The sequence below is a fragment of the Actinomadura physcomitrii genome (assembly GCF_008923205.2).
In the GTDB taxonomy this organism is placed as follows: domain Bacteria; phylum Actinomycetota; class Actinomycetes; order Streptosporangiales; family Streptosporangiaceae; genus Spirillospora; species Spirillospora physcomitrii.
The window spans coordinates 1-25,926 of record NZ_WBMS02000062.1 but is presented as its reverse complement, the minus strand read 5'-3'; the positions used below and the strand labels follow the sequence as shown (position 1 = coordinate 25,926).

Genomic DNA, 25,926 nt, shown 5'->3' with positions numbered 1-25,926 from the left:
CGTTGTTCAGTTGCCGGCGAGTTCGGAAAGGACCTGACGCAGTTCCACGAGGTCGAAAGGCTTGCCGAGAACGCGGGTCAGCGTCCCGTCGTCGAGGTCGCGAGAGGTGCTAGCGGCCGCCGTCAGCATGAGCACGGGCAGTGCAGCGGTCCGGGCGTCACCGCGGAGCCGGGTCAGCAGGTCCGCGCCGTCCATATCGGGAAGCATGCGGTCCAGGATCAACATCTGCGGCGGGGTGGCGCCGGTGAGTTCGCACCATCCGTTCGTGCCGTTCTCGGCGACGACGGGCTCGTGCCCGTCGCGCTCCAGGACGGTGTGGAGCAACTGACCAACCCGGGAGTCCTCAACGATGAGTACCCGCATGTTCTCGCCCTCTGCGTCCGGAGAAGCTGCCGTTCTGGTGGAAACCTCCCAAGGGAGCGTACCAGCGCTGCCCGCACCGCCTTCAGCCGTCAGCCGAGGTGGACGGAGCCAGCGGGAGTCGCCCGCGTTCTGCCACTCGGCTTTCGATCACTGTGGCCGCGCAGATAACATGTGGTCGTGGCTCGGGTACTGGTGGTGGATGATGATCCACGGCTGGTGAAGGTCGTGCGAAGCCTTCTGCGAAAGCACAACCACCTGGTGGAGTCGGTGCCCAACGGAGAGCTGGCGCGCCAGGTGCTGCGCCGTGGGGATGTCGACATCGCCCTGCTGGACGTCAACCTCCCGGATGTCAACGGTCTCTCCCTCGTCCTCCAGCTCCGCGAGGAAGGGAATGACATACCGGTGATCCTGCTGACGGCCCGTACCGAGGTGCACGACCAGGCTCTCGGGCTGCGGCTCGGCGGGGACGACTATGTCGCCAAGCCGTTCGAGCCCGAAGTGTTGCTCGCGAGAATCGAGGCCGTGCTGCGGCGCGCCGCAGGGGGCACCTCCCAGCGGGCCGAAAGCCCGCGTGGAGACCTGCTGGAACTCCCGCCCGTGAAGATCGATCTCGCCGCACGCCAGGTGTTCAAGGACGGAGAACTGGTGCGCCTCGCCCCCATGGAGTACGCCGTCCTGGAGTTCTTGGCGACGAACCGCGGCCGGGCGGTCTCCAAAGAGGAACTCATGCTGCACGTGTGGGGAACAAGCCGAGGCGTCTCCCGGACACTGGCCGAGCACATCTCGAGGTTGCGCCGCAAGCTGGGCGATGGCCTGATCGTGACCCAGACGGGCTACGGATACCTCATCCCTGCGAGACCGGATGATTCCGCAGCCACAGGTCGGTGACGAGGATCCCCTCGTCTTCCAGCCGCGACCACATCTGGTGGCCGTGAGCCTGCATGGCCGTGCACCAGCGGGCCAGCCCGAGGTCACTGCCTAACCCGTTCTCCACCCGCGTGGGCCAGGGGAGGCCGACCCGCGCCCGAGCGCGTTCGAGAGCGGGACGCGGCAGACCGGCGGACGTCGAACGCACGGTATGGATGGTGAAGTCCCCCTGCCGCCGCTCGGAGACCTGCTGATCGGTGAGTGCGCCCATGAGAGCGGCGTGGGTGCTGAGGGTATCGGCGACGATCCGGGCGGCGGACACCTCCATCATCTGCGCCTCTTCCACCTCTGTGAGCAGCCGCGCCAGCCCGTCGATGGCGGAACCGAGCATCTCGGAGTCCTCGGCCATCCCGGCCGCTTCGTCCAGGAGTCCGGCGGTGACGGAGGCGACGGTGATCTCGCCCGCCATGCGGTGACCGAGTCCTCGCGCGAACCGCTCGTGCCACTGCCCCGAGCCTGTCCCGCCGACCCGGCTGAAGACCATCGCGGAGGTCTCATTCAGCGGAACGGCGGTAAGAGAGCCGCTCGTGAACGTCGTCTGCCAGGTCAATGCCTGGCCTGCGACGACCAGGGAATCCCGATCCAGGGCAGCATCGCCCGCACCGATCAGCTCCTCCACACCACCAGGCGGCGTTCCCGCCTGCGCCTGGACCAACGCGAAACCCATTGAACCGTTTTACCTCAGCACCCGGCGGTGGAGGGCTGATCCGGACCAGCTACGTCAGGCTCCCCGCGCGTGCCGGTGGTAGCCCCTCGCGATGCCGATACCGACCCGACGAGCGGTGAGCGCGGCCCTGGACCGCCGGAATCGTCCGTTGAATCTCCGTTTGCTCTCGGGCTCGCGGGTGCGCGGTGTCGCCGCCCGTCCCCACCAGAACGCTTAACCTCCGCCATGCCCTCTAAAGTCCGTGCGCGCACGGATCGGCAAGCTGTTTCGCTCAAGCCCGTGTCGTTCGGCCAATTCGCACACTACAACCGCACCGCGGGGACACCGGCGCATCAACGTGCCGCCTACTAGCGATCAATAACGTGTCAACGGAATACGGCGGCGGCCCTGATCCGGCCACGCCTGTAGACCTTAGCGATGGCCTCCTACCTGGACATACGGCTACTCCCCTGACCTACCGCTTGAGAATCCCGAACGTTTTCCGCCGTCGGCCACCGTCATCGGCCTGTCAACGACCTCTTTTCCGCACCGACCGTTATTAGAGATCGTCACCTCGCAGCTTGCGTGGAGAACAAGCCAGGGAGAGAGTGAGATGGACATCGCGCAGCCGACCGGTGACGGACATCCCGCCACCCAACTCCACAGCCGGAACGACGAACTCTTCGCCCGCCGGAAAGAGCTCTCGGATCGCATCGCCGAGCTGCGGGCCAAGGCCGAAGCCGGTGACCTCGACGAGGTGTCCGAGGCGGCATTGCGGCGGGACGAGCGCGAGCTGGACGATCTGACGTCCGAGATCATGGCCGCCAACTACGGTCTCGTGCGGCGGTATGTCGCCATGTTCACCTCAAGGTCCAGTCAGCACAGTGAGGATTTTCAGAGCGCCGGCAAGGTCGGGTTGCTCTGGGCCATCGCGTCCTACGATCCCGCGCGGGGCTCGTTCGCCAGTTGGGCGTTCAAGCCGATCCAGCGCGAGGTGCTGCGGGCCGTCCGGGACGCCGATCACCCCAATCTCAACCTCAGCGACTTCGAGAAGCGCCCGGCCATCCTCGCCGCCGAGCGCGCCTTCCTGGAGGACCACGGAGCCGACGCGGTCTGCGATCACGCCGAGATCGCCAGGCGAGCGGGAGTCACCGAAGCCCAGGTCCACCGAGTCCTGGATGCGCCTCGCCTGGAGAGCCTCCAAGCGCCGATCGGCGGGCAGGGTGAGGACACGATTCCCTGGGAGGACCGTCTCCCCGATCCGTCCTCGAGCATCGAGGACCAGGTGCAACTCCGGTTCCACCTGCGTGCGCTCATCAATCACGGACTGCCGAACCTCAACACACGCGAACTGTACGTGCTGACCCGCCGATTCGGCCTGGATGGGGAGGAGGAACAGCCGCTGCGCGTCATCGGTGAACAGCTCGGGCTGTCTCGTGAAGGAGTTCGCCAAATACAGCAGAAGGCTCTGGCCAAGCTCAACGAGCCCATCGCCGACGCCGTCTGAGGGAATGCGCCATGACCAGGATTCCGGGCACGACAACAATCCCGCTGGCGGACGAGAAGGCTTGCTACGTCCTGTTCCACCAGCCCACCATGGGGCTCGTACGCGCCGCCGAGGGCCTCCTGAGCGCGGCTCTCGCGGGGTGGGCGGTGAAGAACTTCCGCGTCACCGTGGCCGCGGAGGTCGCCGTCAGCGAACTGGTGGGTGAGGCGGTGTGCGGCATGCGGGCCGCGGGCCGGGCGGACGAGCTGGAGGTCGCGATCCGGCTCATCCACCGCCAGGACGGGCGATACGTCCGTATCGAGATCTTCGACAAAGTCCCGGCACGGCACGCTCACAGGGCCGGCTCGGCGGACTTCGCCGACCTCGACCTGCCGAACACCGCGTTCGGCCGTCACTCGATGGACGACGGTTCGTGGACGTGGGCCGAAATCAACCTCGACCGATAGCGGGCGAACACGCTGCCCTTGCCGCCGGTCGGCGCCCCTGCAAGTCACCGTCCCGGAGGCTTCAGGCGGGGCTCGGAACCGGCCGCCTGCCGCAGCCCTTCCCGCAGGATCATCTTGGCTGCGGCAGGGTCGTGCAGGTAAAGCGCACGGACGGTGTGAGCGAAACGATCACCGTCCTTGTCACGAAGGGCCGCCTTCATCTGATCCGCCAGGGCGACCATGTGCGGGGGGCGGGGCCGGAGAGGATGCGTCACAGGTCCTACCGTCCGACGCCACCGGTGTTCGGCCGCACCCACTGGTCCCCGCAACGCGGGAACCGCGCCCCCGCGGCTTCCACAGCTATGGATATGCCCGTGCGCCTTCCACGTAACTCAGGACGGTAGCCCCTATAGCTTTATCAGCCGAACCAAGGACGCCGATGCCTGAGCCTTCGCCGCACACCACGGTCCCTGCACGCCGAGGCACAACGGGGGCGACCCGCCCGTCCCGTCGGCGACGAAGGCGACCTGCCGACGATCGTGTCGTCCAGTTGTGCGCGGCGGTCATCCCCTCGGCCCTGATGGCGGGTCTTGGACTGCTCGCGGTGACGATCCTGATCAGGACCGAGCCGTTGCCGGTGAAGGTTCGATGGGCGCTCGTCGTCATCGCTATGGCAGCGGCAGGGGTTCTTTTCGGCGCCGCCCTCGCGGCTGAGGCGACAGCCCGCCGGGCACGGCCGATGCCCGCCGCGCCGGCCCAGAGAGGTGAGGGAGCCCACTCCCGACTTGACGCATTGGCCGGCCTGGTACTCCACGGCAGAGAGGAACTACGGGACCTCGGCAATCGGATCGCGGCCGGCGAGATCCCGTCGCTTCGTGCCGTCGATTCTCAACCGGCCGAGACCGCGGACCCGGCCGAGCGGCTCGGATGGGAGTTGCAGAAGGCTCACAACGAGGCATGGAACGCTCTTGTCGAGTCGGCGACCCGGCAGGAGCCTGCAAACGGCCTCGAGCGCAGAGTAGAGGTGTTCGTCAATCTCTCCCTGCGGATGCAGACATTGCTGCATCGGGCGCTCCAGAGCCTCGACGAGTTGGAGAACCGGGTCGAGGACCCGGATCTCCTCAAGGAACTCTTCCGAATCGATCATCTTACGGCCCGGGTGCGCCGCCAGGCCGAAAGCCTCGCCGTCGTCGGCGGAGCCGCCCCACGCCGCCAGTGGAGCAGGCCGGTCTCCGTGCACGAGGTGCTTCGCTCGGCAATCGCCGAAGTCGAGCAGTACGCCCGGGTCAAAGTGGTTCCCCCCGTCGAAGGCACCCTCGACGGGGGCGCGGTCTCCGACGTCGTCCATCTTCTGGCCGAACTCATCGAGAACGCCACGAAGTTCGCTCCGCCGCACACGGAGGTGTTCGTCCGGGTGGAGACGGTGACCGCCGGGCTCGCAGTCGAAATCGAAGATCGCGGCCTCGGAATACCGGTGGAAGCCCAGCACCGGCTGAACGACCTCCTGTACGACGCGGAACGGCTCGGCGACGACCGTTTGCTGGAGGAGGGGCGCATCGGCCTCCTCGTCGTGGCCGCACTTTCACGCCGACACAAAATCGCCGTCAGGCTGCAGGCGAACATCTACGGCGGGACACAGGCGGTCGTGGTGATTCCGCACGAGCTGATCGGTTCGGAAGTGCCGGGCATCGATGCTCATCCGGCGCCGCCAGCCGACTTCCCCGGCTCCGTGCCGGCCCCCTCGCCGGGCCTGCCCCCGGCGCCTCCGTCTCGGGATCGGTACGGGCCCCCTCCGAGCCCGGTACCGAGTTCACCGAATACCGACGACACCTACAGTGCAGCGCCGTCCGAGCCGTGGCCGGACGAGTGGGCGACCATGACCGACCGGCCGGACCGTCAGCCCGGCTCAACGTCTCCCGTGGCCGAAGACGGCCGTCCGGAACTGCCGAAGCGGCGCGCCCAGACAAACTTCGCCCCTGAACCAACAGAGGCACCCCTGGCGCTGGACAGCGCCGAGGACGTCCAGCTCAATCACGGCCTGATGGCGGCTTTTCGTCAGGGGATGCGTGATGCCGAGCAACCACGTCCTGCTAATGGCCCGAATGGCATCGACCCCTCATCCACCATGAACCCGTAAGGAGCGTCCAATGGCCGGCACCACTTCGAACCAGCTGGCGGACCTGGCCTGGCTCCTCAAGGGGCTGGCTCAAGAGGTTCCGGCGATCCGTGGCAGCGTCCTACTGTCCTCCGACGGAATGGTAAAAGCCCGCCACGGCCTGGACCGCACCAATTCAGAATATCTCGCGGCGCTCGCCTCCGGCCTGTTCTCCATGTCACGTAGCGCGAGCACGAGATTCGACAACGGGACCGATGTCCGGCAGGTCGTGGTCGAACTCCACTCCAGTCAGCTGTTCATTTCGTGGGCCGGGTTCAACTCGGTCCTCGCGGTGCTGGCGGAGGGGAGTGCCGACCCGGCCGTCATCGGATTCGAGATGGCCCGCCTGATCAAAGCCGTCCGCCCCTTCCTGGGCACCGCCCCCCGCCCGGCGCCCGCCGCGGCCGATGACCGGATGCGGTGATCGTGGCCGGTCGGGAGGACAGGGTCTGGGTCGACGACGCGGCCGGGCCGCTGGTACGCGCATACACCGTGAACGGGGGGCGGACCCGCCCGAAGGTGGAGTTGGATCTGCTCACGATGCTGGTCAGCACCGGCCGTGCCGGCTCGGCACTGGAGCTGGAGCACGTTCAGGTGCTCGAACTGTGCCGCAGGCCGATCTCAGTCGCCGAATTGGCGGCGCGTATGCGTCTTCCCGTGGTGGTGATGAAAGTCCTTCTGGCCGACCTGGTTGACTGCGGCGCCATAGCCCCCCAGGCACCAAGTCCTCGTGCCCCTGCGCACGACAGAGCTCTTCTGGAGAGACTTCTCGATGGTCTACAGCGAATCTGAAGTCGCCTCGACACAGGTCAAGGTCCTGATCGCGGGCGGCTTCGGCGTTGGAAAGACGACCTTCGTTGGTTCGGCTAGCGAAATCGAGCCGTTGAACACGGAGGAGATCGTGACCACAGCCAGCGTCGGCGTCGACGACGTGAGCCGGGTGCAGAGCAAGTCGACCACCACCGTCGCCATGGACTTCGGTCGTATCACCATCGAGCAGCACGACATCGTGCTGTATCTGTTCGGAATGCCCGGGCAGGAACGTTTCTGGTTCATGTGGAAGGAACTGGCCGACGGGGCGCTCGGCGCGGTGATCCTGGCCGATACCCGCCATCTCGAGGAATGCTTCGCCGCGGTGGACTTCTTCGAACGCGGAGGTATATTTTTCCTGGTCGCCGTGAACCAATTCGACGACGCGTTCCGTTACGAAGCCGCAGAAGTGCGCGCTGCTCTCGGGCTCGATCCGGACGTCCCGATCGTGCTGTGCGATGCCAGAGAGCCCCGCTCCGCGAATTTTGTCCTGCGCTCTCTGATCAAATACCTTCTAGACACACTAGCCCCGCACTAAGCCCAAATCCAACCAAAAAGGAAATGAGGAGTGCCGAGTGACTCTTTCTCCAGCCTTTCGATTCGTGACCCCCGTCGACCGTGACGTGCATCGCCGTACCGCGCGGTTGCGAGAACTCGACCTCCTGAGCGAGGACCCGAACCCCGAGTTCGACGAGTTCGCCGCGGCCTTGGCAAAGGATCTGGACACGCCCATCGCGGGCGTTAACATCATCGGTCCGGAGCGGCAGTTCTTCGCAGGGATCTATCCATCCTCCGAGGAAAGGGGCGTGGACCCGAAGAACGACCCCTTCCGGGTGATGTCCTGCGACAGTGGTTTCTGCATCTACGCAACCGCGCGCATGCACGCGCTGGCGCTGGACGAGGTGAACGACTACCACATTTTCGCTGGCAATCCAGTGGTCGATGCGATCGGGGTCCGCTCCTATCTGGGGGCTCCGCTGATCGATGGGACGGTGGCGCTCGGGACCGTCGCCGTCATCGACACGAAGACTCGTGAGTGGGGAGCGGACGGGATCGCGTACATAAAGTCCCGGGCCGCCGAACTCATGCGCAAGATCGAGCGCCGAGCGCGCCCGGGCGACGGATCCGGGCTCGTGCCGGATCGGCCGGAGTCGTGAGCGGCAATGCCCGCTGAGAAAACTCCCGCGGTACCGTCACCGCGATGAGCCTTCCCCGCCGGCCGGGATTGCAGGCCGGCGGGGAAGGCTCGCCAAGCCCGGCCGTCACCGGGTCAAGGTGGAGGTGAGCGAAGGTGAGCCCTGTTGTGCTCCCTGGCAACATCTCCTCGGCGGCCAAGGGGCGCCTCACGGCCCTCGAGCCGGATCACGCGCGGTCGGCGTGTCCGCGGCGTCGCGATCGGGCCCGGGAACGGTGGGTGCGCTCGTACGGACCCTGTGCCAGACGATAGCCAGCGGAATCCCGGTGACCAGGCCCGCGGTCCCTGTGAGCGCGATCGTGTAGGCGGGGCCGATGTGGTCGGCGAGCAGGCCGCCGAGCAAGGCCCCCGCACCCTGGACGGCGGTGATCGCCGGGGCCGCCAGGCCGAGGGCCTGACCGCGCCGGTGGGCGGGCACGGCCCGCACGAACTCCGCCTGCGCGATCACCTGATAGGCCGCGGCCACACCGGTGAGACCGAACAGGGTCAGGGATCCGGTGGCCCCCGGGTGCAGGACGCAGGCGGTGAGCGGGAGCCCGGCCAGCGCCGCCAGCGGTCCCATGACCGTGACCCGCGTCCTTTGCCGCAGCAATCGGCCGATCACGACCATGCCGACCACGTTTCCGGCCGGGACGGCGGCTAGCAGCAGGCCCACTAGCCGCGTCGGCAGGTGGATCTGAGCGGCGTACGGAACGGCGAGGCCCACGGGGACCACGAAGTATCCCGCGAGCAGAGCGAGGGCGAGGATCGCGCGCAGTTGCGGCGAACCGGCTATCAGCCGGAATGTCTCGGCGAGTTCAACTCGCCAGCTTCTTCGTCCTGCTGCGGGCAGAGCGGGACGCGGTCGAAGACATGTCCAAAGAAGCAGCGCACAGCAGGCGAATGTCGTGGCGTTGACCGCCAGGGCTGAATATGGGCCGATCGAGGTCACGACCATGGCGCCAGCACCGAACCCTGCCAGCAGGGTCACTTGGTACGTGAGTTGATTGGTCGCCACTCCGAGCGTGTAGAGATCCCCGGACAGCAGGTCCCGGACCAGGGCGGTGCGTGCGGCCCGTTCCGGCGCGTCCAGGAGTGCCAACGCGAACACCAGTGCGTACACCGCGGCCAAGGGCAACATGGGCAGTGCCATCGCCGCGGCAAGGATGGTTCGGATCAGATTGGACGCGATGAGCAGGTCGCGACGTGGGTACCGGTCGGCCAGCCCGCCCAGCAGCGGCCCGCCCACCATCGCGGGGAGCAGGGTCAGCGCGTAGGTCAGCGCGGTGAGGAATGATGAACCGCTGCTGTCGAAGACCAGGAGGGCGAGACTCACCCGGGCGAGTTGGTCCCCCAGATTGGAGATCAGGTTGGCGATCAATAGCGCCCGGTATTCGCCGACCCGAAAGAGGTCGGCGAACGTGGCCGTCCGATCCGCTGACACGGTCCCCCACGCCTTGATGAGCTCAGCTTTCTCGGAGTACTTCTCACACCCATCTGTGAGCGCGCGGATGCGCGGAACCCGGCATCCGCGCGCCCCATCCGCGGAGGCGACCTTCTCAGGGGTGCGAGCTCAGCCGAACCCGGCCTGCCGCCGCTTCATGAAGGATCGGTCTTCTGGTCGGCTCGTCAGCCCCAGCCGCTGTCACGCATGACTGCCTCCAATCTGTGCTGTCTTGGTTTGCACCAAGGGCCATCTAGGACCGTCCGCCGGGTGAGCGACATCGCAAGCGGCGACATCCGGCGCCCGGGATGATTGCGGCCGCGCGAGGCCGACGGACGGTAATCCAGGCTGGTCAAACCGGTGGCCGGTGTCTCGGCCGGAACGATGAGGTGTGCCGATGCGTATTTTTCGACACGGTCTGGTGGCAACTCTGCTGGCAGTGATCTGCGGTTGCGGTGTGATCCACGGAAAGGCGGGCGATCAGGAAGGAGGCTCGCGGCCGGCTGGTAACTCGCCGTCGGCCAGGGTGAATGCGAATGGGGCACCTGCCATCGCGACCACCGATGCGCGTGGGCTCTATCTGGACTCGCTGCGTCGGCAGGCGCTGCAGCCGTCCATCAACCTGGTGCAGGAATACTACTTGGAGCGGCAGGCCTATCCCGGCGGCAGCCGGGAGGCGGTGATCTCGGGGGTCGATTACCGGACCAAGGACGTCCGCCTGGAGAAGTCAGAGGTCACGGTGGAGAACGGCAAGGCCAGCGTCGCATGGGCGAACTGGTGCCAGGGCAGATACCAGGATTGGTTCTGGTCGAGTGTGGGCCGCTGGACGCAGGAGAGTGACCGGTGCCCGTCCCTTACTGATCAGGTATGGCTCAACGACGGACTCGGTGTTGGCGGGTTGACCCCCGAGCAGGCCGATATCTTCGTCGGACACCTCGCTGACTGCAAAGGCTTGATCAACGCCCGCGGGAAAAGCATGGTGGAGCGGGCAGGTAAACAATACGTGCGCCTTGAGATCCAGGTGACGCCTCAAGTCGTCGGGAGTGGGAACCCCATCGGCGCAGGCATGTACCTGGACGCCTTCAAGTACACCGAACTCAAGGCTGATACCCACCCGTACAACCTCATAGGCAGGGAAGTGGACGCCTTGCGCATCGTCCGCTATATCGATCCTCAGACTCGGCTGCCCGTATACTCGGAGACTCAGGCGAGCGGCGACGGCAAATGGACCATGCACAGGGTCGAATACTCGTTCGATGGCCCAGTGCAGAGCCGCCCCCGTCCCACCAGGGTCGGCATCCCCCAGATGACCTGGCAGCCAGAGCGCCGGTAACGAGAGGCATCTGGACCCACTCGCTACACCAACCTATCTCGTGCTGTCGGAGCGCCGATGTCCAGGACAGTCTCATATGGACATAGGACAGGAAATCCGGCTAGGAGAGCGTCGTGTACACCGCAACTGTGATCGCCGTCACCACAGTCTTGGACGAGATGAAGACTTACAGGCGCGAGTGCAGGCACGGACATCTCACAGAGGCGGGGGCAGCGCGCTGCGCGCTGCATTTGGAGGACGAGCTCCGGGAACTGGCCGGTGAGCAGGCCGACCGGCTGACCATTACGCACACGGTCACCTCTGCAGACGACCGCTGACTCCTAGGGCCCGGCGGGCCTGCGTCACCGCCTGGTCCGGCTGGCGCAGTACCATCGCGGCGGGTCGACACAATGGTCATTGAAGAATCTTGCAGTGGCGGCTTTCTCTAGGGCTCCGTCCACAGTTTTCTAATGGCACGATGGCCACTTTAGAGGCCAGAACGGATTGTATGGCCGCCTTCTGTTACTCCCAGTTCCGTGCCCGGTCTCGCCCCCGCCCTGGAGGCGCTGCCTGCCGTCCCAGAAGCTTCACATGACCAGAGAGGACGTGACCCCGAGGCGCGACGAGCCCGTCCAACTCTGCCCCTGCTCGCAGGCCAGGTCCACCTTGGTCGACAAGCCGCAGTCCCGCGAGCCGTTCGAACGGGTTGAAGGACGCCCAGTCGCCGCACAGCGCCGCCGCGGGAGCGTCCCAGCGAGTGATCATCCGGCTCGGACGCCACACCGCCCGGTGTTCACGCAGCAGGTCACCGCGCCGGCGGGCCCCCGGCGGCGTGCTGGTGCGCCCGCATGATGGTGGAGTCGACGCTGACATCCCACCCGGTCAGCCCGACCGCCTCCGCGCGGGTGTCTGCAGTCCGGCCAGGATGCGCGCCCAAACGCCATTGCACTGCCCGCGGCCGAACCCGTAGACCGCCTGCCAGGAGCCGTAGCAGGCGGGCACGTCCCGCCACGGCGAGCCGGTCCGCACCCGCCAGCGGAGCCCATCGATGAGCTGCCGTTTAGTCCACTTCGACGGCCGACCCGACCGCCGGGCAACGAGTAGCAGCGGCCCCAGGATCGCCCATTGCGCGTCGATCTGGTCGAACCGCCTCGTCACCACTACGCCGGCCACGAGGTCTCCGGTTTCAGGTTCTTCTTGGTCGATGAACCACCTACCAGAGACGAACCACCTACCAGAGACCTCGCTGCGTCCGGCTCACAACACGCCGGCACTCGACCGACTTCGAAACAGGCCCTAGCTGCGGGCCAACCGGATCCGCGTGTACGGCGCCGGTAACCCCGTGAGCTGGTCAATCTCGACCCGGGCTATGCCGTCAGCCTGCATGCGAGCCCCGGATGAGCCATCGGGCGAACGCCACAGAACAGACGGTGTATGCCTAGCGCCTGTCGGTGTGGAGGTCGGGGGTCGTCTCCAGGTGCGCCTTGAGGCTCCGCAGTGTGGCGGCGATGTTGGCGTCGTTGGTGCTGGCACGGTCGGCGACGCCGGTGATCAGGATGCCGAACGGCAGGAACCAGGTCGGCACGCGCAGCCAGTTGGTCTCGGTGACCCTGCAGCCGTCCGCCGTGGGCTCGATGTCGTACTGCCAGCGCGAGATGGGGATGTTGAACGGCGCCGCCACCTCGTAGGCGAAGCGTCGGCCCGGGTCGGCGTCCGTGATGCTGCAGGTGGTGGACCAGCGACGCAGCCCGTTGCGGTTGTAGCCGCGGAAGCGGGCCCCGACGGCGGGCCCTGTGGCGCCGTCCAGCCAGCGGGCGCTGTGGGTCTCCTCGGCGAGGAGGGCCATGGACGGCGGATCGCTGATGACGCGGTAGACCTCGTCCGGCGTCGCCCCAATGGTGACCGTGCCCGTAGCGGCGGCCTCTGGGAATCGCGGTATGCGCATCAGGTATCTCCTTCGGCTGACCTTGCCGTCGAACACTCTAGGTATCCGGGAGTGGTTCATGGGTGCTGGGCTGCGTCGACCGCGCACCGCAGCCGCTCTGGGTGGCCGTCAGGCGCACGCCCGCTGTGCGGTACAGAACGTGACGTCTGTTGCCACACCGCGCAGCTTCTTCTCTGGGTCCCCTTGTTGCATCTCTCGTGGGAGCGGGAGGAGTTCGGTCCATAGGACGTAGCGGTCGGCTCACACCACGGTCCTTCCGGCATCGGAAGCGGACGACCAACCTCTGGGTGCGGAATCCGCTCAGGAGACTTGCCCTCCATCCAACGTCTTGTAGGTAAGCGTCTTGTGCCGCCTACCGTCCGGGGGAAGGGCATCACGGCCACCCTGGTCCGCTTCTGGAGGGAGTTCGCCGTGTGGATGCTCGATTGTCTGTGCGATGCGGGTCGATCAGCAGCGGCCCGCCTGCGGTTTCAGTGGGACGCGTTCACCCACGTCGAAGTCAGGACGCGGCGAATACGCCTCCGACCAGGTGGTAGATGTACGCGACCGTCATGAACGACGCGGCGCACAAGGTATGGGCGGTGTAGGCGATGCGGCTGGGCAGGCACCACCAGCGGCGCAGCCAGGCGATGATGCTGCAGATGGCCAGTCCGGCCGTGAGAACGAAGGCCGACGAGGATGCGAGCAGGCCCCCCGTCAGCAGCGGTGAGCCGAGGAAGATCACGTCTCCTGCGTTGTTGGAGTCGACGATGAACAGCCAGGCGAGGACGGCCACGAAGACCAGCACGAGGGCGCTGGTCAGCCAGGCCAGCCACCATGCGGACGGATGGTCGGCGCGGCGCTTCCGCAGCCGCCGGACGAGCGCGGCGATTGGAACGCCCGCGAACGACAGCAGGAAGGCGGTCAGCCCGGCGTACACCAGGACCTGATGCAGCACCGGTGAGGAGAGCCCGTCACGGCGTTCGAAGGCGGATGCCTCCTCGGTGTGGCCGCCGGCCAACCGGCCGTGCCCGTCGAAGGCGATGCGTTCCTGGCCGCCGCGCTCGGCGAACAGGCCGGGGCCGATCTGCGTCCAGTCCTGCTCGGGCTTGTCGGGATCGGGTGACAGCCCGGTGGTGTGCAGCGTCCCGTCGCCGGTCGCCTCGACGGTCACCGGATTGAACAACGTGCTGAAACGCAGCAGGTCGCCGCGTCTCCGGCTCGGCACGTACGTGCCTGCGTACTTCGAGGCGTCTGCCCCGATGGGCCGGGACGGCGCGGGTCGCCGTGCCGGGAAGTAGCGGTCGACGAGGCGGTCGACGAGGCGTTCGGCGAGGACGGTCCCCTTCCCCATCGACGTGCCCTCGCCGTTGTAGACGACGTAGATGCCCACTCCGTCGTCCGGCAGCAGCGCCATGATCTGATGGAAGCCGGTGACGTCTCCACCCTTGACGAGCCGCCGGCGGCCGTTGCGCGGCCATTCCTCCAGCCCGTAGCCCATGCCGGGCAGCCGGGGGTCCTGGGCGTATTGCCTGGCCTGCATACGCACGGCCGCGTCCTTCCCGAGCAGCGGGTCATGGCGCAGCTGGGCGATCATGTATCGGCCCATGTCCGCCGCGGTGGTGACCGGTCCGACGCCGGACGGTGCGGCGCCGTAGTAGCGCCGGTAGGCGGTGAACCCGTCGCCGTCGGGACGGTAGCCCTTGGCGAGCGCGGCGTCGATCGCGGGCGGGCGCCGCAGTGCGAACGTAGTGCCGCTCATGCCCAGCGGGGCCAGGAGCTCGCGCTGCACGTACTGGTCGAACGGCTGGCCGGAGACCACTTCCACGAGGTATCCGGCGAGCGTGTAGGCGTAGTTGTCGTAGGCGACCAGCGTGCCGGGCGGGCGCACCCGGTCCGGCCGGTCTTCGGCGAGATCGGCCAGCCGCGGGACGTCGTCCGGGTCTCCCCAGGACCGGCCGAGCACATCGTCCTCGAACCCCGCGGTGTGGGTGAGGAGATCGCGGACCCGGACCGGGCGGCCCGGAGCTTCGGTGACCTTGAAGCGGCGCAGATAGGTGTTGACGTCGGCGTCCAGGTCGATCCGCCCCTCTCCAGCCAGCTTCAGCACCGCGTTGGCGGTGATGGTCTTGGCCAGCGAGCCGGTGAAGAACTCGGTGCGCTCGGCGCTCACCGGCATGCGCCGGCCGACGTCGGCGAGCCCATATCCCTTGCTGAACACCGTCCTGCCGCCCGCGACGACGGTGACGGCCGCTCCGGGGATCTTCTCCTCGGCGAGTTGATTCGGCACGATCGCGTCGACCAGCGAGCCGACGTTCCGCATGTCCGGCGCGGAGGGCGGGGAGGGCGGGGACGCAGCCGCCGGGGTGAGTGGGCCCAGGGCCATGCCGAGCGCGAGCGGCAGGGCCGTCCACCGGACGAGGAACCTCGGCCGCTTCGCCGCCCCTCCCCCACGCTCGTCGGCCTGGACACTATGAGTACCTGTCCTGTGCACTGCCTGAGTCTCTGCGCGCGGCGGCCCGGCTGAGGCAACGCCTTCGGACGTCAGGCCGGACAGGACGGCGCGCAGGAGTGCGCCCTTCACGATGTCCAGCCGCGTCGGGCGAGGAGCCAGCCGATACTAGAGCCGAGCAGAGCCACAGTGCCGGCCACGATCACGAACTCCCTGAGGCCGCCGAGGTCGAGCACGCCCAGGACGATGAACGCCATGCCGGCGAGAGCCAACCGGATGCACATGATCTCCTCCTGTCATCCTTTGTAGGTACTATTAGTACCCTCATAAGGTACTCGCAGTCTCTTGATTGATCAAGCTAGAATGTGCCCTCCAGCACCCCGCAAACCGATGGCGAGCTGATCGGAGGGGCATCGATGCGAGCGGAGGACGTGCTCCCGGTGGAGAAGGCCGACGGCCCGGCACGGCGTCCACGGCGCCGTGCCGCGGAAATCGACAGCGCCGTCCTGCAGGCCGCCATCGAGGAGTTGACCGAGCGGGGCTACGGCGGCTTCACGATGGACCGGGTCGCCGCCCGCGCCGGCACGAACAAGACGGTGATCTACAGGCGCTGGCCCAGCCGCACGGCACTCGCCTTCGCCGCCTACAAGCAGATGGTCGGCCGTCCGCAAAGCCCACCTGACACCGGGGAACTCCGCTCCGACGTATTGGAGCTGCTCCGGTCAACCGCTGCCCGGATGAGTTCCTCTGCAGGGACCGAGATCCTCCGCGGGCTGATGATGGACGCGCGCCGCGACCCCGGACTGTTGGCCGGCATACGCGACGAACTCGCCGAAGGGGAGCCGGGCGTGATGCTGGCCATCCTGGCGCGAGCGGTCGCCCGCGGTGAGGCACGTCAGGAAGCCCTCGTCCCCCGCATCGCCACGCTCCCCATCGCCCTGCTCCGCAACGAGTACCTGATGGGCGGCGGCACCGCCCCCATCTCCGACCAGGCCCTCATCGAGATCGTCGACCAGGTCTTCCTGCCTCTGGTCCGTCACCGCTGACTCACCCTCCCGGGCCGGCGCTTCGCCCACCGCAGGTCCGGTGATGCACATCGCAGGCCGTTCCGGACTGTCGGTACGGAGACCTGTGGCGCGGGCTGGATCGGCAGCGGGAACTGGAGGCTGCAGAGGCCGAGGTTGGTCCGGATGTCGTTCCCCGTACCAGAAGGTCCGCATGGCGGGGACGACGAAGGGTGCCTCTGATGGGTTTGGGAAAGCCCGCGCCGAAGGGCCGGGCGCGCATCGGCGGCTGGGGCGCGGCCGCCCTCATCACTCTGGCACTTGCCGCGACACTGCTCGGCGGCGGCCAGATCGGTCACGCCACCGAGGCGTCCGATGGCAGTGCCTGGTTGTGGAGCCGGACGGCAGGCGAGGTGGCGCGCGTCAATCCCGACAGCGGCCAGGTGGAGCAACGCCGCGGCGTGACCGACGCCCGCGGCCATCGGGTGCAGGTCACCCAGAACGACGAGCATCTGCTCATTCACGATCTGGACACCGGCCGGGTGTCCTCCCTCGACCTGAGCGGCCTGGGGTTGTCAGGACGGCTGGACGTCGGCCTGCGCGGTGACCCGCACCTGGCGATGACCGCCACCGCCGCCGCGGTGATCGACCGCGCCTCGGGCTCCGTGCGCGCGCTGGACCCCGCCACGCTTCGCCCGGTCGGACCGGTGCTGCAGCTGCCGGGCCCGCTGGCCGGTGGCGAGTTCGACGACGCCGGACGGTTGTGGGTGGCAGTGCCCCAGCAGGGCACGGCCGTGGCGCTGACGGTCTCTGCTCGGGGTGCCGCGGTCACCCTCACCACCGAAGTCGCTGAGCCCGGCCGTGATCTCGGGCTGAGCGTGCTGGACCAGGGAGCGCTGGTGGTCGACCGCGGCGGACGTGACCTGGTGGTCGCGACACCCGGCGGCACCCGCCGCGTCACCGCGCCGGTACCGCTGGCGGGCGCGCTGGTGCCCGAGCGCACACATGGCGCGCTGGCCGCGATCACCGTCCCCGCAGCCGGCTCTGTGGTCACGCTGGGCGACGTGGGCAAGAGCGGCCCAGTCCTGTCCTTCCCGTTGCGCGATCCGGTCCAAGAGCCCGCCGTACCGTTCGCGGGCAAGGTGTACGTGCCGGTGAGGGAGACCGGGCAGGTCCACGTGTACGACCCGGCCGGACGGCAGACCGGTGTGCAGTCGATCCCGGCCGGACGCGGTGACCTGGAGTTGCAGGTCCGGGAGGGCAACCTGTTCATCAACGCACCGGGCAGCCCGGACGCTCGCGTCATCGGATCCGACGGCCGAGCCAGAATCGTCGGCAAGTACCCGGGCAAGGCGGGGAAGGGTGGAGACCGTCCGGTCGTGCCGGGGGGCGGCGAGAAGGCCCCGCCGCTGGTACCGGCACCGTCCATCGACCCGATCTTCCCCAACCCGTTCGACCCGACTCCCCCGCACCCGGGGCCGGCGAAGCCCGGAATCCCGCCCGAACCGACTGAATCCAGAACCACCGGACCCAAGGCCGGCCCTTCGGGTGGACGTCCCTCCGCGCCGAGACCGTCCACCAGACGACCGTCCAGCAGAGGACCGTCCAGCAAGGCGCCGTCCAGCAAGGCGCCGGCGAAGAAGTCGCCCCGGCCGACGACGAAGCCCAAACCCAAGCCCACGCGCAACCCGTACACACCGCAGCAGGTCTGCAACGTCGGTTCTGGCGGTGGCTATTACGTGCAGCGGTCGATCTCATTCCATGGGGGGCGGGCCTACCTGCTCTACAGCAACAGCACCAAGAAGAACTGCGCGGTCACGATGAAGACCGCGAACGTCGGCAAGGGCACCAGTGTTTGGGTCCAGTTGAAGAAGCAGAGCGGAGGCCACCCCGCATACGACGGCGGCACGTTCAAGTACTACGCCGGGCCGGTGTACGTGAATGCACCCGGCATCTGCGTCAGCTTCTCCGGTGGCGCGTCCGGCGCGAGCGCATCAGCCGGATGGGGCAACTGCGGATGACCCTGAAAGGGACGAGCTTGAGCATCAGTACGCCCGAGACTGCGGCGGTCACCGGCGAGGAGGCCATGCGGGCGGCCGATATCTTCGACCGGATGGCGGAGAGCGTGGGGACCGTGGCCCGCTGCGCTCCCGCGACGGTGCGGCTGCTCCTCACCGCGTTCGCCACGGGCGGGCACGTGCTCCTGGAGGATCTGCCCGGCATGGGGAAAACCACGGTGGCCCGCGCGCTGGCGGCGGTGACCGGGGGGACCGCGCGCCGCGTGCAGTGCACCCCGGACCTGTTGCCCTCCGACATCACCGGGGTGACGATCTTCGATGAGCGGACCCGGGAGTTCGAGTTCCACCCCGGTCCGGTCTTCGCCAACGTCGTCATCGTGGACGAGATCAACAGGACCTCCCCCCGTACCCAGTCGGCGCTGCTGGAGGTGATGCAGGAGGGGCGGGTCACGGTGGACGGGAAGGCGCATCCCGTGCCGGACCCGTTCCTGGTGGTGGCGACGCAGAACCCGGCCGATCTGGAGGGCACGTTCCCGCTGCCGGAAGCTCAGCTCGACCGTTTCCTGATGCGGCTCTCACTGGGCTACCCCGGTGAGGAAGCGGAGCTGTCGCTGATGCGCGGCGCGTCCATGGCCGCTCCCGAGGACCTGGTTTGCGTGCTCGACGGAGCGGAGATGTCGCGCTTGGCCGCCGCCGCCGACCGGATCATCTTCGCCGATCCGGTGTACCAGTACGTGCTGGAGCTGGCCCAGCGGACGCGTCGACACCCGAGGCTGCGCGCCGGAGTGTCGATGCGCGCGTCGATCGCGCTGTGCCGGGCGGCGCGCATGTACGCGCTGGCCGACGGTCGCGTGTACGTCACCCCCGACGACATCAAGGACCTCGCCGGGCCCGTGTGGGGTCACCGGCTGGCGCCCTTCTCTCGCGCCTCCAGCGCGGAGGAGAACACAGCGCTGTTGGCCGAGGTCCTGGCCGAGGTTCCGGTACCGGGGCCGCACGGGAACCGGCCCTAGCGGATGGCGGGTCGCATGCCTCGGCCCACCCGCCGCGGCTGGGGGATCCTCTCGTCCGGCGCCGTCCTGGCCGGTGGCGGCCTCGGCCTCGGCTACCTGGCACCGGGCGTGCTGGGCGCGCTCGCCTTCCCCACCGTCGCGCTGGCCATGGTCCTGGCCCGGCCGCCGCGCACCGCCCGGGTGCACCGCCGCATCACGAACACGCGCGTGCACGTCGGCGAGTCCGTCACCGTCATCATCGAGACGGACGACGCGGACGCAGGTGGTGTGACGGCCGCCGAACGTGTGACCTCGCCCGCCGGCACGTACGACATTCCGTTGGGGAGAGTCCGGGCCCCGCTCCGTTACGAACTGTCCGCGCGGCGGCGCGGCGTGCTGGAGGTGGGCCCGCTCAGCCTGGTCCGCACCGACCCGTTGGGGCTCGCACGCGCCACCCGTCGGGTCGACGACCAGACCGTGCGGGTACTCGTGCATCCCCGCCACCACGAGCTGGCCGCCCTCACCGCTGCCGGCGCCGGCGGCCGGGACGCCTCGTCGGCCGTGACCCGGTCGACCGAAGGCGCCTTCGCGGGGTTGCGCGAGCACACGCTCGGCGACGACGTCCGTCAGATCCACTGGCGCACTACGGCCCGCCGCGGGCGGCTGATGGTGCGCGAGCACGCCGTCTCCCCCCGGCCCGGCGTCACCGTGCTCGTCGACGACCGCCACGGCCACGCGGAGCTGGACGACCTCGCGGAGGCGGCGGCCTCGATCGTATTGTCCGCCCGCGGGCTCCCGATCGAACTGCGGCTGGCCAGTGGCGGGTACTCGCCCCCATCCGCCGGGATCACCGCGCATCTGGACCTCCTCGCCGAGGCGGCGGCGCGGCCCGGCGCGGACTTCAAGGCCGCGTGCGCTCTGCTCCGTTCAGCCCCGACCGGGCGCGTGGTCGTCCTGTTGTCCGCCCGAGCCACGCCGGCGGACACCGCGGCGGCGCTTGACGCTCTGGCCGCGCGGCGCGTCCTGTCACTGGTCGCCCTGATCGGCCGCTTCCGCGAAACCGATCATCCCCCCGCATCGGTCGCCGGGGTGCGGCTCCTGCAGGCCCACACCCCCGCGGCGTTCGCCAACGGCTGGAACCAGACCTGTTGGTGGACCACATGAACCGGGGACGCGCAGTCCTCGCCTCCGCCGCTGTGGCGGTGGCCGCGGCGGCGCCGGCGCCGTTGCTGGCCGCCGGCTACGAACGGTCGGCGCCGGTCACTGCCGTGCTGGTCAGTACGGCGATCGCGGCGGTGGCCGTCACGTCCGCGGCGCACCGGGTACTGCGCGGGCTGGGGCCCGTCGCGGTGCCGGCCGGCCTTCCCATGGCCGCGGTCGTGCTGGTCGCGCTGGCCGCCTGGTCGCCCGGGCCGATCAAGGAGCCGGTCCTCGCGGCGGTGGACGCGGTGCTCCACTCGGGAGCGCGCATCTTGACCACGGGGCCGCACCCCCTGGCGACCGTGGACCTGCTCGCGTTCCCTGTGCTTGCGGTGTGGCTCGCCGGAGCGATCGCGACGGTGCTGCGCCGCGACGGCCGCGTCCTGCCCTCCCTGCTCCCCGCCACGGTCCTCCTGTGCGGGGCCGCCGCGCTCAATCCCGAGGCGATCGAGCCCGGATATCGGTCGGCGGCGCTGCTGGCGGGCGCCGCCGCCATGGCACTGGCCGGCGCTCGCCACGATGCTCCCGTTACCACTCGGGCCGGGTTCTCGCTACGCGTGTGGGCCGCGGCAGCGGTGCACGGCCGGAAAAGATCTCTTCTTCGTACCCTGGCGGCGGGGACGGCGGTGGCATGCTCGGTGATCCTTATCGGTATCGGCGCGGTAGCGGTGCCCGCTGTGCTGGAGGGGTGGCCGGTGCGCGCAGCCGATCCGCGCGGGCAGCGCGATCTTCCCGAGAAGCCGCGCGAGGTGCGCAATCCGCTGTCCTACCTGTCGGCGTGGTCGGCCGCCCCGGACGTTCCGCTGATGACGGTCTCGGGTCCGCGGACCACTCTGCGATGGGTCGCGCTCGCCGATTTCACAGGACCTGTCTGGCTGCCCGACAGCTCCTACCGTCCTGCCGGGCCGGACCTGCCTCTCCCCGAGGTGGTGCCGCCGCGGACGACGCGGACCACCGTGAAGGTCTCGGCCGGCGACCTGCCCGGCGACTGGCTGCCGGTCCCGGGCATCGCCACCAGGGTGGACGGCGTCGCGGTCGGCCACGACGCCGTCTCCGGCACATTGCTCTCCCTGGACGGCGCGGTCGCCGGCCGTTCGTACACGGCTGCCGGAATGGTCCCCGACTGGAGCGGATGGAAGGGGACCCGGGCGGCGACCGCCTCCGGTACCGGGTACGAGCGTTACCTTCGGTTGCCGCCAGGCGCGCCGGCGCGCCTGCCCGACATCGCCCGGGCGGCGGCAGGGAACGGCACCGCGCACCAGCGTGCCTCCCGGATCGCCGAGTACCTGCGAGACTCCTACACCTTCGAGCCGGGTGCCCCGGGCGGACACGGCTACGCGGAACTCGCCGAGCTGCTGGTCCCGCCGGGACGCAAGGGCGGCGGCGCCACCTCCGAGCAGTTCGCCAGCGCGTTCGCAGTCCTCGCCCGGGCGGCCGGACTGCCGAGCCGGGTCGTGGTCGGGTTCGGGGCGGGCAGCGGCGGCGGCAGCCGTGTGATCCGCACAGGTGACGCGGTAGCTTGGGGCGAGATCTACTTCGAGGGCCTGGGCTGGGTGCCCTACGACCCGAACCCGCGGAAGCGTTCGGAGGCGTCGGCGCGTCCGGGCCCGCAGGAGCGGGCGGATCACAACGGGACATACCGCGGCGGCGACACCTCCGACGCTACGGACACTGGTGCACCCGGCGCCGTGCCACGGCCGACAGGTGGTGAATACACCCTTCTGATCGCCACCCCGCCGGGGCTGCTCGTCCTCTTCCTGCTGCTGATGCCGTTGCTGCGGTTGCGTGCGGCGCGCGGATCGCGCCGCGGAACGGCCCGCAAGCGCATCCTCGCGGCCTGGACAGAACTCCTTGTGGCGATGCGGCTCGCAGGCCACACCGTGCCCGCGTCCGCCACAACGGCAGAACTGACAGCGAGCCTCGCGGCGACACTGCCGGACACCGATCCTGGGCGACTGCGCAGGTTGAGCCGGCTGGTGAACGCGGCGGGTTTCGGTGGTCCGGTCACACCGGACGACGCCTCGTTCACGTCCGAGCAGGTTCGCCTGCTGGCCACACGGCTACGGCGCTCCAGTTCACTGCCGCGCCGCCTGTCGTGGTGGGTGAACCCGCGAGCGGCGCTCTGGGCGGCTCGACCGTCCCGCCTGACGCGGGGAGAGCCCGCCGCCGGGCCCCGCGATCGGGTCAGCCGACCCTCTTGACACGGTGGGTGCAGACGGGCTCGGCGTGGGCCACGCGGTCGACGTCCACGACGGCGACGACCGTCAAGCAGTAGTCCACGCTCGGGTTCAGCGCGGTGACCGTGACCTTCGCGGTTCCCGGCGGTGCGCTGGCCAGAGTGGAGGGTGTGCGTCCCACGGGCCCCCCGACGATGTAGTACGCGGCCCGGCCCCCGCTGCGGTCCGCCCATGCGACCTCGATCGATACCCTGGCGTCGGCGATCCGTACCCGGCCGGGCGCGTACTCCTTGATCGGCTTCACCGGTGTCGGGGTGGACGTCGGGCCCGGCGAGGAATTCGAAGGCGATGTTTCCGTCCGCGAAGGGCTCGGCCGCCGCCGCTGCGCGCCCTCCCTGTCGTCCCCGGCCATCAGTCCGGCCGTACTGATTCCTACCCCGGCGAGGACGAGTACGGCGAACACCGCCAGGAGCGCCATCACGGGCTTGCGGCGGCGGCCCGCACCGCCCGGCTCCGACACTGTCGTGCCCGACGGCCATGCCAGCAGGGATTCCCAGTCGGTGGGGGACTCGGGAACGCCCCGCATGCTCTCCTCGATCGCATCGGTGAACGCGCGCGCCGTCTGGTACCGTTCGGCGGGCTCCCTCGCCATCGCGATCGAGAGGAGGTTCGCGAGCCACTCCGGCACGTCGTCACGCGGCAACGGCGGCACGGCCTCGGTCAACACACGTTCCCGCACGGCCCACCGGTCGTCGCCGGTAAACGGGGCATGCCCGGCCAGCAGGCTCCATAGGGTCGCGCCGAGCCCGTACACATCGGAGGCCGCGGTGGCAGGTCGCCCACGGAGGACCTCGGGCGCGGCGACCCCCGGATCGATGCGTTCGAAGTCCACAGGTTCGAGCATGCCCGGCGCGGAATGTACCGCCAGGCCCCGAAGACTCGCCGCCCCGCTCAGCAGCGGCCTCCCGGCGTCGCTCATGATTCGGCCGGGATTGACGTCACCGTGGATCAGTCCCTGCTCGTGCAGTGCCTGCAGACCCATGCCCAGCGAGAAAGCGACGTCGACCGCCTCCTGGAGCGGCAGAGGCGGTTCCGATGGGTACGCGAGACAGTGCTCTGAGGCCGTGTACACCTGTCCGGCCGGGGTGCGGCCGGACTCCAGCACGGTGACCATGTGATCACTGAGGGAGGCGCGCTCCAGGGCGGCCAGTTCGTCCGGCGGTGTCTCCACACCATCGTGCCGTATCCGGAGGGCGACCATGGTCCCGGACTCTTCGTGCACGGCACGGTAGGTGACCGCAGCGACACCGCGATTGGTGACCGTCAGTTCGCCGTAACCGGGCGGGGTTTCCACGGGCTCATCGCCGACGCCGCTCTGGACCGGAATTGCCGGCGGCTCGTCCGCGGGCCATGCCTGGCCGGTCTGCCCCGCGGCCGTCACGCCCGGGAGCACCCAGGGCTCCGGTGGCGGCTCGGGCAGGAGGTCCGGCTGCTCATCGTTCACGGGCGGGGCGGCGCCGAGCGTCGTCAGCAGTTGCGACAGGCTCATCGGCTCCGCGCTTGCGAGAACCCCCGGGCTGAAGCGGTCACCACGTTGTGTGAAGAAGCAGTGGACGAGGACAGTGAACCCGGCGGCCGCCAGCCCGTTGGCCAGGTGAGTGACACGGACGTCGGGGAGGTCCTCGTCGAAGCCCGGCGCGAACATGAACGCGGCCGGAGGCCGAACCTCGCCGCTCTTGGACAGGGATCGAAGCTCGGTGGCGGAGGCGACATCGAACACGGCCGGAAACTGTCCTGTGCCACGCAACTTCTGTGACAGGCCCACGTCTCCCGCCACGACAAGGTTCAGGGCATTGGTCATTGATTGTTCATCCTCAGCGCTCAGACGGCAAGCCGGACCAGCTCCACCAGACAGACAGTTCAGGCGAGCGGCGCTACCGCCATCACCGACCCTTCCGGCCGGTCCGACACCGACGGCGCCCTCCCGGGCGTCACCGCCCAGAGCACGGTCAAAAACCCGGGTCGTGCCCTTTGAGCAGCGGTCTTTGGTGAGTGGTACATCGGCCCCGACCGCGGACGGTCTCTAAAGCCCATCATCCGGTAATGCTTCGTCTCGGCATGCGCGGGACGAACGACAACGAGAGCGAGGGAAGGGTCATGGTCCCCGACATCGAGCAGCCGAGCAGCCAGGAGCACTTCTGCCATTGGGTACGCACAACGATCTACGACCACCGGCTATCACGGATGGGGGCGTCGGCGTGCTCGAAGGCCTGGCGATGACTCGCGGCCGCCTCCGCGAGTACGGGGTGCTGGGCGGAGGTTGGGCGGCGCTCGCGGCCCTTTTTGTGATGACCATTTCGACCTGGCCGACGGACGACACGGACCCGAAGGAACCGCCTTTTCAGGCGGGCAGCGCGGGGTGGGGCCTGGGCACACTGGCGGTGGTGGCCGTGATCGGGCTGATGATGGCCGTGGCGGTCAAGGATGTGCGCGCAACCCGGCGCGATGGCTCGCTCCGGCCGATGCGGGGTCCTGGCCTCGACGTGGCGTTGGGCACGTGCGCATGGTTTCTCGGCGGCCTGTCCTGCCTTCTCGCCTTCTTCTACACCCAGGCGGACGTCTGCGGCGGAGAAGCATTCCAGACGTTCGGCTGTCTGAACCGACCGGGTCCGCTTCTCGATGCGCTCGGCCTGGTGTGCGCCGCGTCGGCGACTCCCGCGCTGGTCGTCCTCACGATGCCGGCCAACCGGACGCGCCTCACCCGGTGGCTGGCGCCGGCGCTCATCCTCGGCCTGTACTTGCTGGCCCTCCGCATGTGGGTGCCTCATGTGGGCCTGGGAGTCCCGTCCCGCGACGACCCGATGCCCTGAGCACGCGAACGCGCCGATGACACTGTTCGCCTTCCTCAACAGGTACCTGCCCGCGCTCCTCAGCGGCGACCCCGAGGGGCCCGCGATCGGCGCCAGACCCACCAGGCCACAACGATCAAGGCGAGATCGGCCACCGCGGCCAGCGAGACGAGTCCGGCGACCATCCCCCAGGCTCCCTGCACGATCGGCTCGACGCTGGTGAAGTGGAAGCGAACCACCGAGTCCTGTGCGTGCGGGCGGTTGATCCAAAGTGCCTGGGTCCGCGCTTGATCTCCGAGGCGGCTGATCGACGGCGGAGGCGGGATGGTGGCGGTTCCAAGAGAAGGCAGCACGCCCGATGAGGTTCAGCGGGCTCTGCGTGCGCTGGAGGAGCAAATGCAAGCGGCACAGTCGGCAGTAACTGGGCGTTTCATCCTGCGAGTTCCGTTTGATTCCGGGTCAGGTGCCCCGCCATGTGGGAGTGGATTCGCCGGTGAGGCGGCGGCTCATGAGGTCGATCATTGCGAGGTGGATCATGGCGGTGGAA

Annotated in this window: 25 protein-coding genes; 16 read left to right on the top strand and 9 right to left on the bottom strand. The window is 68.7% G+C overall.

What is annotated here, in order from left to right; genetic code table 11:
• Positions 1-6: 6 nt before the first annotated feature.
• Complete coding sequence (locus F8568_RS43265; protein WP_151599971.1) at positions 7-363, bottom strand: response regulator; 357 nt, start codon at positions 361-363, stop codon at positions 7-9.
• A 177-nt stretch (positions 364-540) separates the two neighbouring features.
• Here F8568_RS43265 and F8568_RS43260 point away from each other — a divergent pair, with 177 nt between their 5' ends.
• Positions 541-1,251: a response regulator transcription factor gene (locus F8568_RS43260; RefSeq protein ID WP_160573981.1), complete on the top strand. Its 711-nt coding sequence runs from the start codon at positions 541-543 to the stop codon at positions 1,249-1,251.
• Here the strand turns inward: F8568_RS43260 and F8568_RS43255 are convergent.
• Positions 1,208-1,957 (bottom strand): hypothetical protein, encoded by a 750-nt coding sequence (locus F8568_RS43255; protein ID WP_151599969.1) that lies wholly within the window; start codon positions 1,955-1,957, stop codon positions 1,208-1,210. The two genes, F8568_RS43260 and F8568_RS43255, sit on opposite strands and share 44 nt — an antisense overlap.
• 592 nt (positions 1,958-2,549) lie before the next feature.
• Between F8568_RS43255 and F8568_RS43250 the strand changes: the two genes are divergently transcribed.
• Both F8568_RS43250 and F8568_RS43245 read left to right on the top strand, forming a co-directional pair.
• On the top strand, positions 2,550-3,443 hold the full coding sequence (locus F8568_RS43250) for a sigma-70 family RNA polymerase sigma factor (protein ID WP_151599968.1): 894 nt from the start codon (positions 2,550-2,552) through the stop codon (positions 3,441-3,443).
• Positions 3,444-3,454: 11 nt separating this feature from the next.
• Positions 3,455-3,889 (top strand): hypothetical protein, encoded by a 435-nt coding sequence (locus tag F8568_RS43245; RefSeq protein ID WP_151599967.1) that lies wholly within the window; start codon positions 3,455-3,457, stop codon positions 3,887-3,889.
• A 44-nt stretch (positions 3,890-3,933) separates the two neighbouring features.
• On the opposite strand, the gene F8568_RS43240 is transcribed toward F8568_RS43245, so the two are convergent.
• The gene (locus F8568_RS43240; protein ID WP_160573980.1) at positions 3,934-4,110 is read right to left on the bottom strand and encodes a hypothetical protein; all 177 of its coding nucleotides are present in this window, start codon (positions 4,108-4,110) and stop codon (positions 3,934-3,936) included.
• 362 nt (positions 4,111-4,472) lie between these two features.
• Between F8568_RS43240 and F8568_RS43235 the strand changes: the two genes are divergently transcribed.
• From F8568_RS43235 to F8568_RS43215, 5 genes are all read left to right on the top strand, one after another.
• Positions 4,473-6,005, top strand: coding sequence for a sensor histidine kinase (locus tag F8568_RS43235; protein ID WP_160573979.1), 1,533 nt, complete (start codon positions 4,473-4,475; stop codon positions 6,003-6,005).
• A gap of 10 nt (positions 6,006-6,015) precedes the next feature.
• Positions 6,016-6,447, top strand: a complete 432-nt coding sequence (locus tag F8568_RS43230; RefSeq protein WP_151599965.1) for a roadblock/LC7 domain-containing protein — start codon at positions 6,016-6,018, stop codon at positions 6,445-6,447.
• Complete coding sequence (locus tag F8568_RS43225) at positions 6,444-6,815, top strand: DUF742 domain-containing protein (protein ID WP_328601301.1); 372 nt, start codon at positions 6,444-6,446, stop codon at positions 6,813-6,815. The genes F8568_RS43230 and F8568_RS43225 overlap by 4 nt, the downstream gene beginning before the upstream one ends.
• Positions 6,796-7,371: a GTP-binding protein gene (locus F8568_RS43220; RefSeq protein WP_151599964.1), complete on the top strand. Its 576-nt coding sequence runs from the start codon at positions 6,796-6,798 to the stop codon at positions 7,369-7,371. Before F8568_RS43225 ends, F8568_RS43220 begins: the two co-directional genes overlap by 20 nt.
• A 64-nt stretch (positions 7,372-7,435) precedes the next feature.
• Entirely contained in the window at positions 7,436-7,990 is a 555-nt protein-coding gene (locus tag F8568_RS43215; protein ID WP_202126045.1) for a GAF domain-containing protein, read from the top strand.
• 186 nt (positions 7,991-8,176) lie between these two features.
• Here the strand turns inward: F8568_RS43215 and F8568_RS43210 are convergent, their stop codons facing one another.
• Positions 8,177-9,451, bottom strand: a complete 1,275-nt coding sequence (locus F8568_RS43210; RefSeq protein WP_160573978.1) for an MFS transporter — start codon at positions 9,449-9,451, stop codon at positions 8,177-8,179.
• A 421-nt stretch (positions 9,452-9,872) separates the two neighbouring features.
• Here F8568_RS43210 and F8568_RS43205 point away from each other — a divergent pair, with 421 nt between their 5' ends.
• Positions 9,873-10,784 carry a hypothetical protein gene (locus F8568_RS43205; protein ID WP_151599961.1) on the top strand — a complete coding sequence of 304 codons (912 nt, stop codon included), beginning with the start codon at positions 9,873-9,875 and terminating at the stop codon, positions 10,782-10,784.
• A 113-nt stretch (positions 10,785-10,897) separates the two neighbouring features.
• Positions 10,898-11,101 (top strand): hypothetical protein, encoded by a 204-nt coding sequence (locus F8568_RS43200; protein WP_160573977.1) that lies wholly within the window; start codon positions 10,898-10,900, stop codon positions 11,099-11,101.
• Positions 11,102-11,645: 544 nt separating this feature from the next.
• On the opposite strand, the gene F8568_RS43195 is transcribed toward F8568_RS43200, so the two are convergent.
• The 4 genes from F8568_RS43195 to F8568_RS43180 form a co-directional block, all read right to left on the bottom strand.
• On the bottom strand, positions 11,646-11,936 hold the full coding sequence (locus F8568_RS43195) for a transposase (RefSeq protein ID WP_160573976.1): 291 nt from the start codon (positions 11,934-11,936) through the stop codon (positions 11,646-11,648).
• A gap of 265 nt (positions 11,937-12,201) precedes the next feature.
• Positions 12,202-12,708 (bottom strand): SRPBCC family protein, encoded by a 507-nt coding sequence (locus tag F8568_RS43190; protein ID WP_151599958.1) that lies wholly within the window; start codon positions 12,706-12,708, stop codon positions 12,202-12,204.
• A 499-nt stretch (positions 12,709-13,207) separates the two neighbouring features.
• Positions 13,208-15,010 carry a serine hydrolase domain-containing protein gene (locus tag F8568_RS43185; RefSeq protein WP_160573975.1) on the bottom strand — a complete coding sequence of 601 codons (1,803 nt, stop codon included), beginning with the start codon at positions 15,008-15,010 and terminating at the stop codon, positions 13,208-13,210.
• A 257-nt stretch (positions 15,011-15,267) separates the two neighbouring features.
• Positions 15,268-15,423, bottom strand: a complete 156-nt coding sequence (locus tag F8568_RS43180) for a hypothetical protein (RefSeq protein ID WP_160573974.1) — start codon at positions 15,421-15,423, stop codon at positions 15,268-15,270.
• 156 nt (positions 15,424-15,579) lie between these two features.
• Here F8568_RS43180 and F8568_RS43175 point away from each other — a divergent pair, with 156 nt between their 5' ends.
• The 5 genes from F8568_RS43175 to F8568_RS43155 all read left to right on the top strand — a co-directional run bounded on the left by F8568_RS43175 (position 15,580) and on the right by F8568_RS43155 (position 22,554).
• On the top strand, positions 15,580-16,185 hold the full coding sequence (locus F8568_RS43175; protein WP_328601300.1) for a TetR/AcrR family transcriptional regulator: 606 nt from the start codon (positions 15,580-15,582) through the stop codon (positions 16,183-16,185).
• Between the two features lie 200 nt (positions 16,186-16,385).
• Positions 16,386-18,164 carry an NHL repeat-containing protein gene (locus F8568_RS43170; RefSeq protein ID WP_151599955.1) on the top strand — a complete coding sequence of 593 codons (1,779 nt, stop codon included), beginning with the start codon at positions 16,386-16,388 and terminating at the stop codon, positions 18,162-18,164.
• Positions 18,165-18,181: 17 nt separating this feature from the next.
• Positions 18,182-19,174: an AAA family ATPase gene (locus F8568_RS43165; protein ID WP_236010059.1), complete on the top strand. Its 993-nt coding sequence runs from the start codon at positions 18,182-18,184 to the stop codon at positions 19,172-19,174.
• 15 nt (positions 19,175-19,189) lie between these two features.
• A complete protein-coding gene (locus F8568_RS43160) occupies positions 19,190-20,317 on the top strand; it encodes a DUF58 domain-containing protein (protein WP_151599954.1) in 1,128 nt (375 codons plus the stop codon).
• Positions 20,314-22,554 carry a DUF3488 and transglutaminase-like domain-containing protein gene (locus tag F8568_RS43155; protein WP_151599953.1) on the top strand — a complete coding sequence of 747 codons (2,241 nt, stop codon included), beginning with the start codon at positions 20,314-20,316 and terminating at the stop codon, positions 22,552-22,554. Before F8568_RS43160 ends, F8568_RS43155 begins: the two co-directional genes overlap by 4 nt.
• Here the strand turns inward: F8568_RS43155 and F8568_RS43150 are convergent.
• Positions 22,538-24,391, bottom strand: a complete 1,854-nt coding sequence (locus F8568_RS43150; RefSeq protein WP_151599952.1) for a serine/threonine protein kinase — start codon at positions 24,389-24,391, stop codon at positions 22,538-22,540. The genes F8568_RS43155 and F8568_RS43150 overlap by 17 nt on opposite strands.
• 397 nt (positions 24,392-24,788) lie before the next feature.
• On the opposite strand from F8568_RS43150, the gene F8568_RS43145 reads away from it, so the two are divergent.
• A complete protein-coding gene (locus F8568_RS43145; protein ID WP_151599951.1) occupies positions 24,789-25,400 on the top strand; it encodes a hypothetical protein in 612 nt (203 codons plus the stop codon).
• Positions 25,401-25,926 lie beyond the last annotated feature (526 nt).

Bases quoted from the DNA above. Each gene is read 5' to 3' on its own strand.
- F8568_RS43160 (WP_151599954.1), top strand. From the start codon at position 19,190: ATGCCTCGGCCCACCCGCCGCGGCTGGGGGATCCTCTCGTCCGGCGCC.
- F8568_RS43180 (WP_160573974.1), bottom strand. From the start codon at position 15,423: ATGTGCATCCGGTTGGCTCTCGCCGGCATGGCGTTCATCGTCCTGGGC.
- F8568_RS43255 (WP_151599969.1), bottom strand. From the start codon at position 1,957: ATGGGTTTCGCGTTGGTCCAGGCGCAGGCGGGAACGCCGCCTGGTGGT.
- F8568_RS43155 (WP_151599953.1), top strand. From the start codon at position 20,314: ATGAACCGGGGACGCGCAGTCCTCGCCTCCGCCGCTGTGGCGGTGGCC.
- F8568_RS43185 (WP_160573975.1), bottom strand. From the start codon at position 15,010: ATGCGGAACGTCGGCTCGCTGGTCGACGCGATCGTGCCGAATCAACTC.
- F8568_RS43170 (WP_151599955.1), top strand. From the start codon at position 16,386: ATGGGTTTGGGAAAGCCCGCGCCGAAGGGCCGGGCGCGCATCGGCGGC.
- F8568_RS43190 (WP_151599958.1), bottom strand. From the start codon at position 12,708: ATGCGCATACCGCGATTCCCAGAGGCCGCCGCTACGGGCACGGTCACC.
- F8568_RS43240 (WP_160573980.1), bottom strand. From the start codon at position 4,110: ATGGTCGCCCTGGCGGATCAGATGAAGGCGGCCCTTCGTGACAAGGAC.
- F8568_RS43220 (WP_151599964.1), top strand. From the start codon at position 6,796: ATGGTCTACAGCGAATCTGAAGTCGCCTCGACACAGGTCAAGGTCCTG.
- F8568_RS43245 (WP_151599967.1), top strand. From the start codon at position 3,455: ATGACCAGGATTCCGGGCACGACAACAATCCCGCTGGCGGACGAGAAG.
- F8568_RS43250 (WP_151599968.1), top strand. From the start codon at position 2,550: ATGGACATCGCGCAGCCGACCGGTGACGGACATCCCGCCACCCAACTC.
- F8568_RS43150 (WP_151599952.1), bottom strand. From the start codon at position 24,391: ATGACCAATGCCCTGAACCTTGTCGTGGCGGGAGACGTGGGCCTGTCA.
- F8568_RS43265 (WP_151599971.1), bottom strand. From the start codon at position 363: ATGCGGGTACTCATCGTTGAGGACTCCCGGGTTGGTCAGTTGCTCCAC.
- F8568_RS43230 (WP_151599965.1), top strand. From the start codon at position 6,016: ATGGCCGGCACCACTTCGAACCAGCTGGCGGACCTGGCCTGGCTCCTC.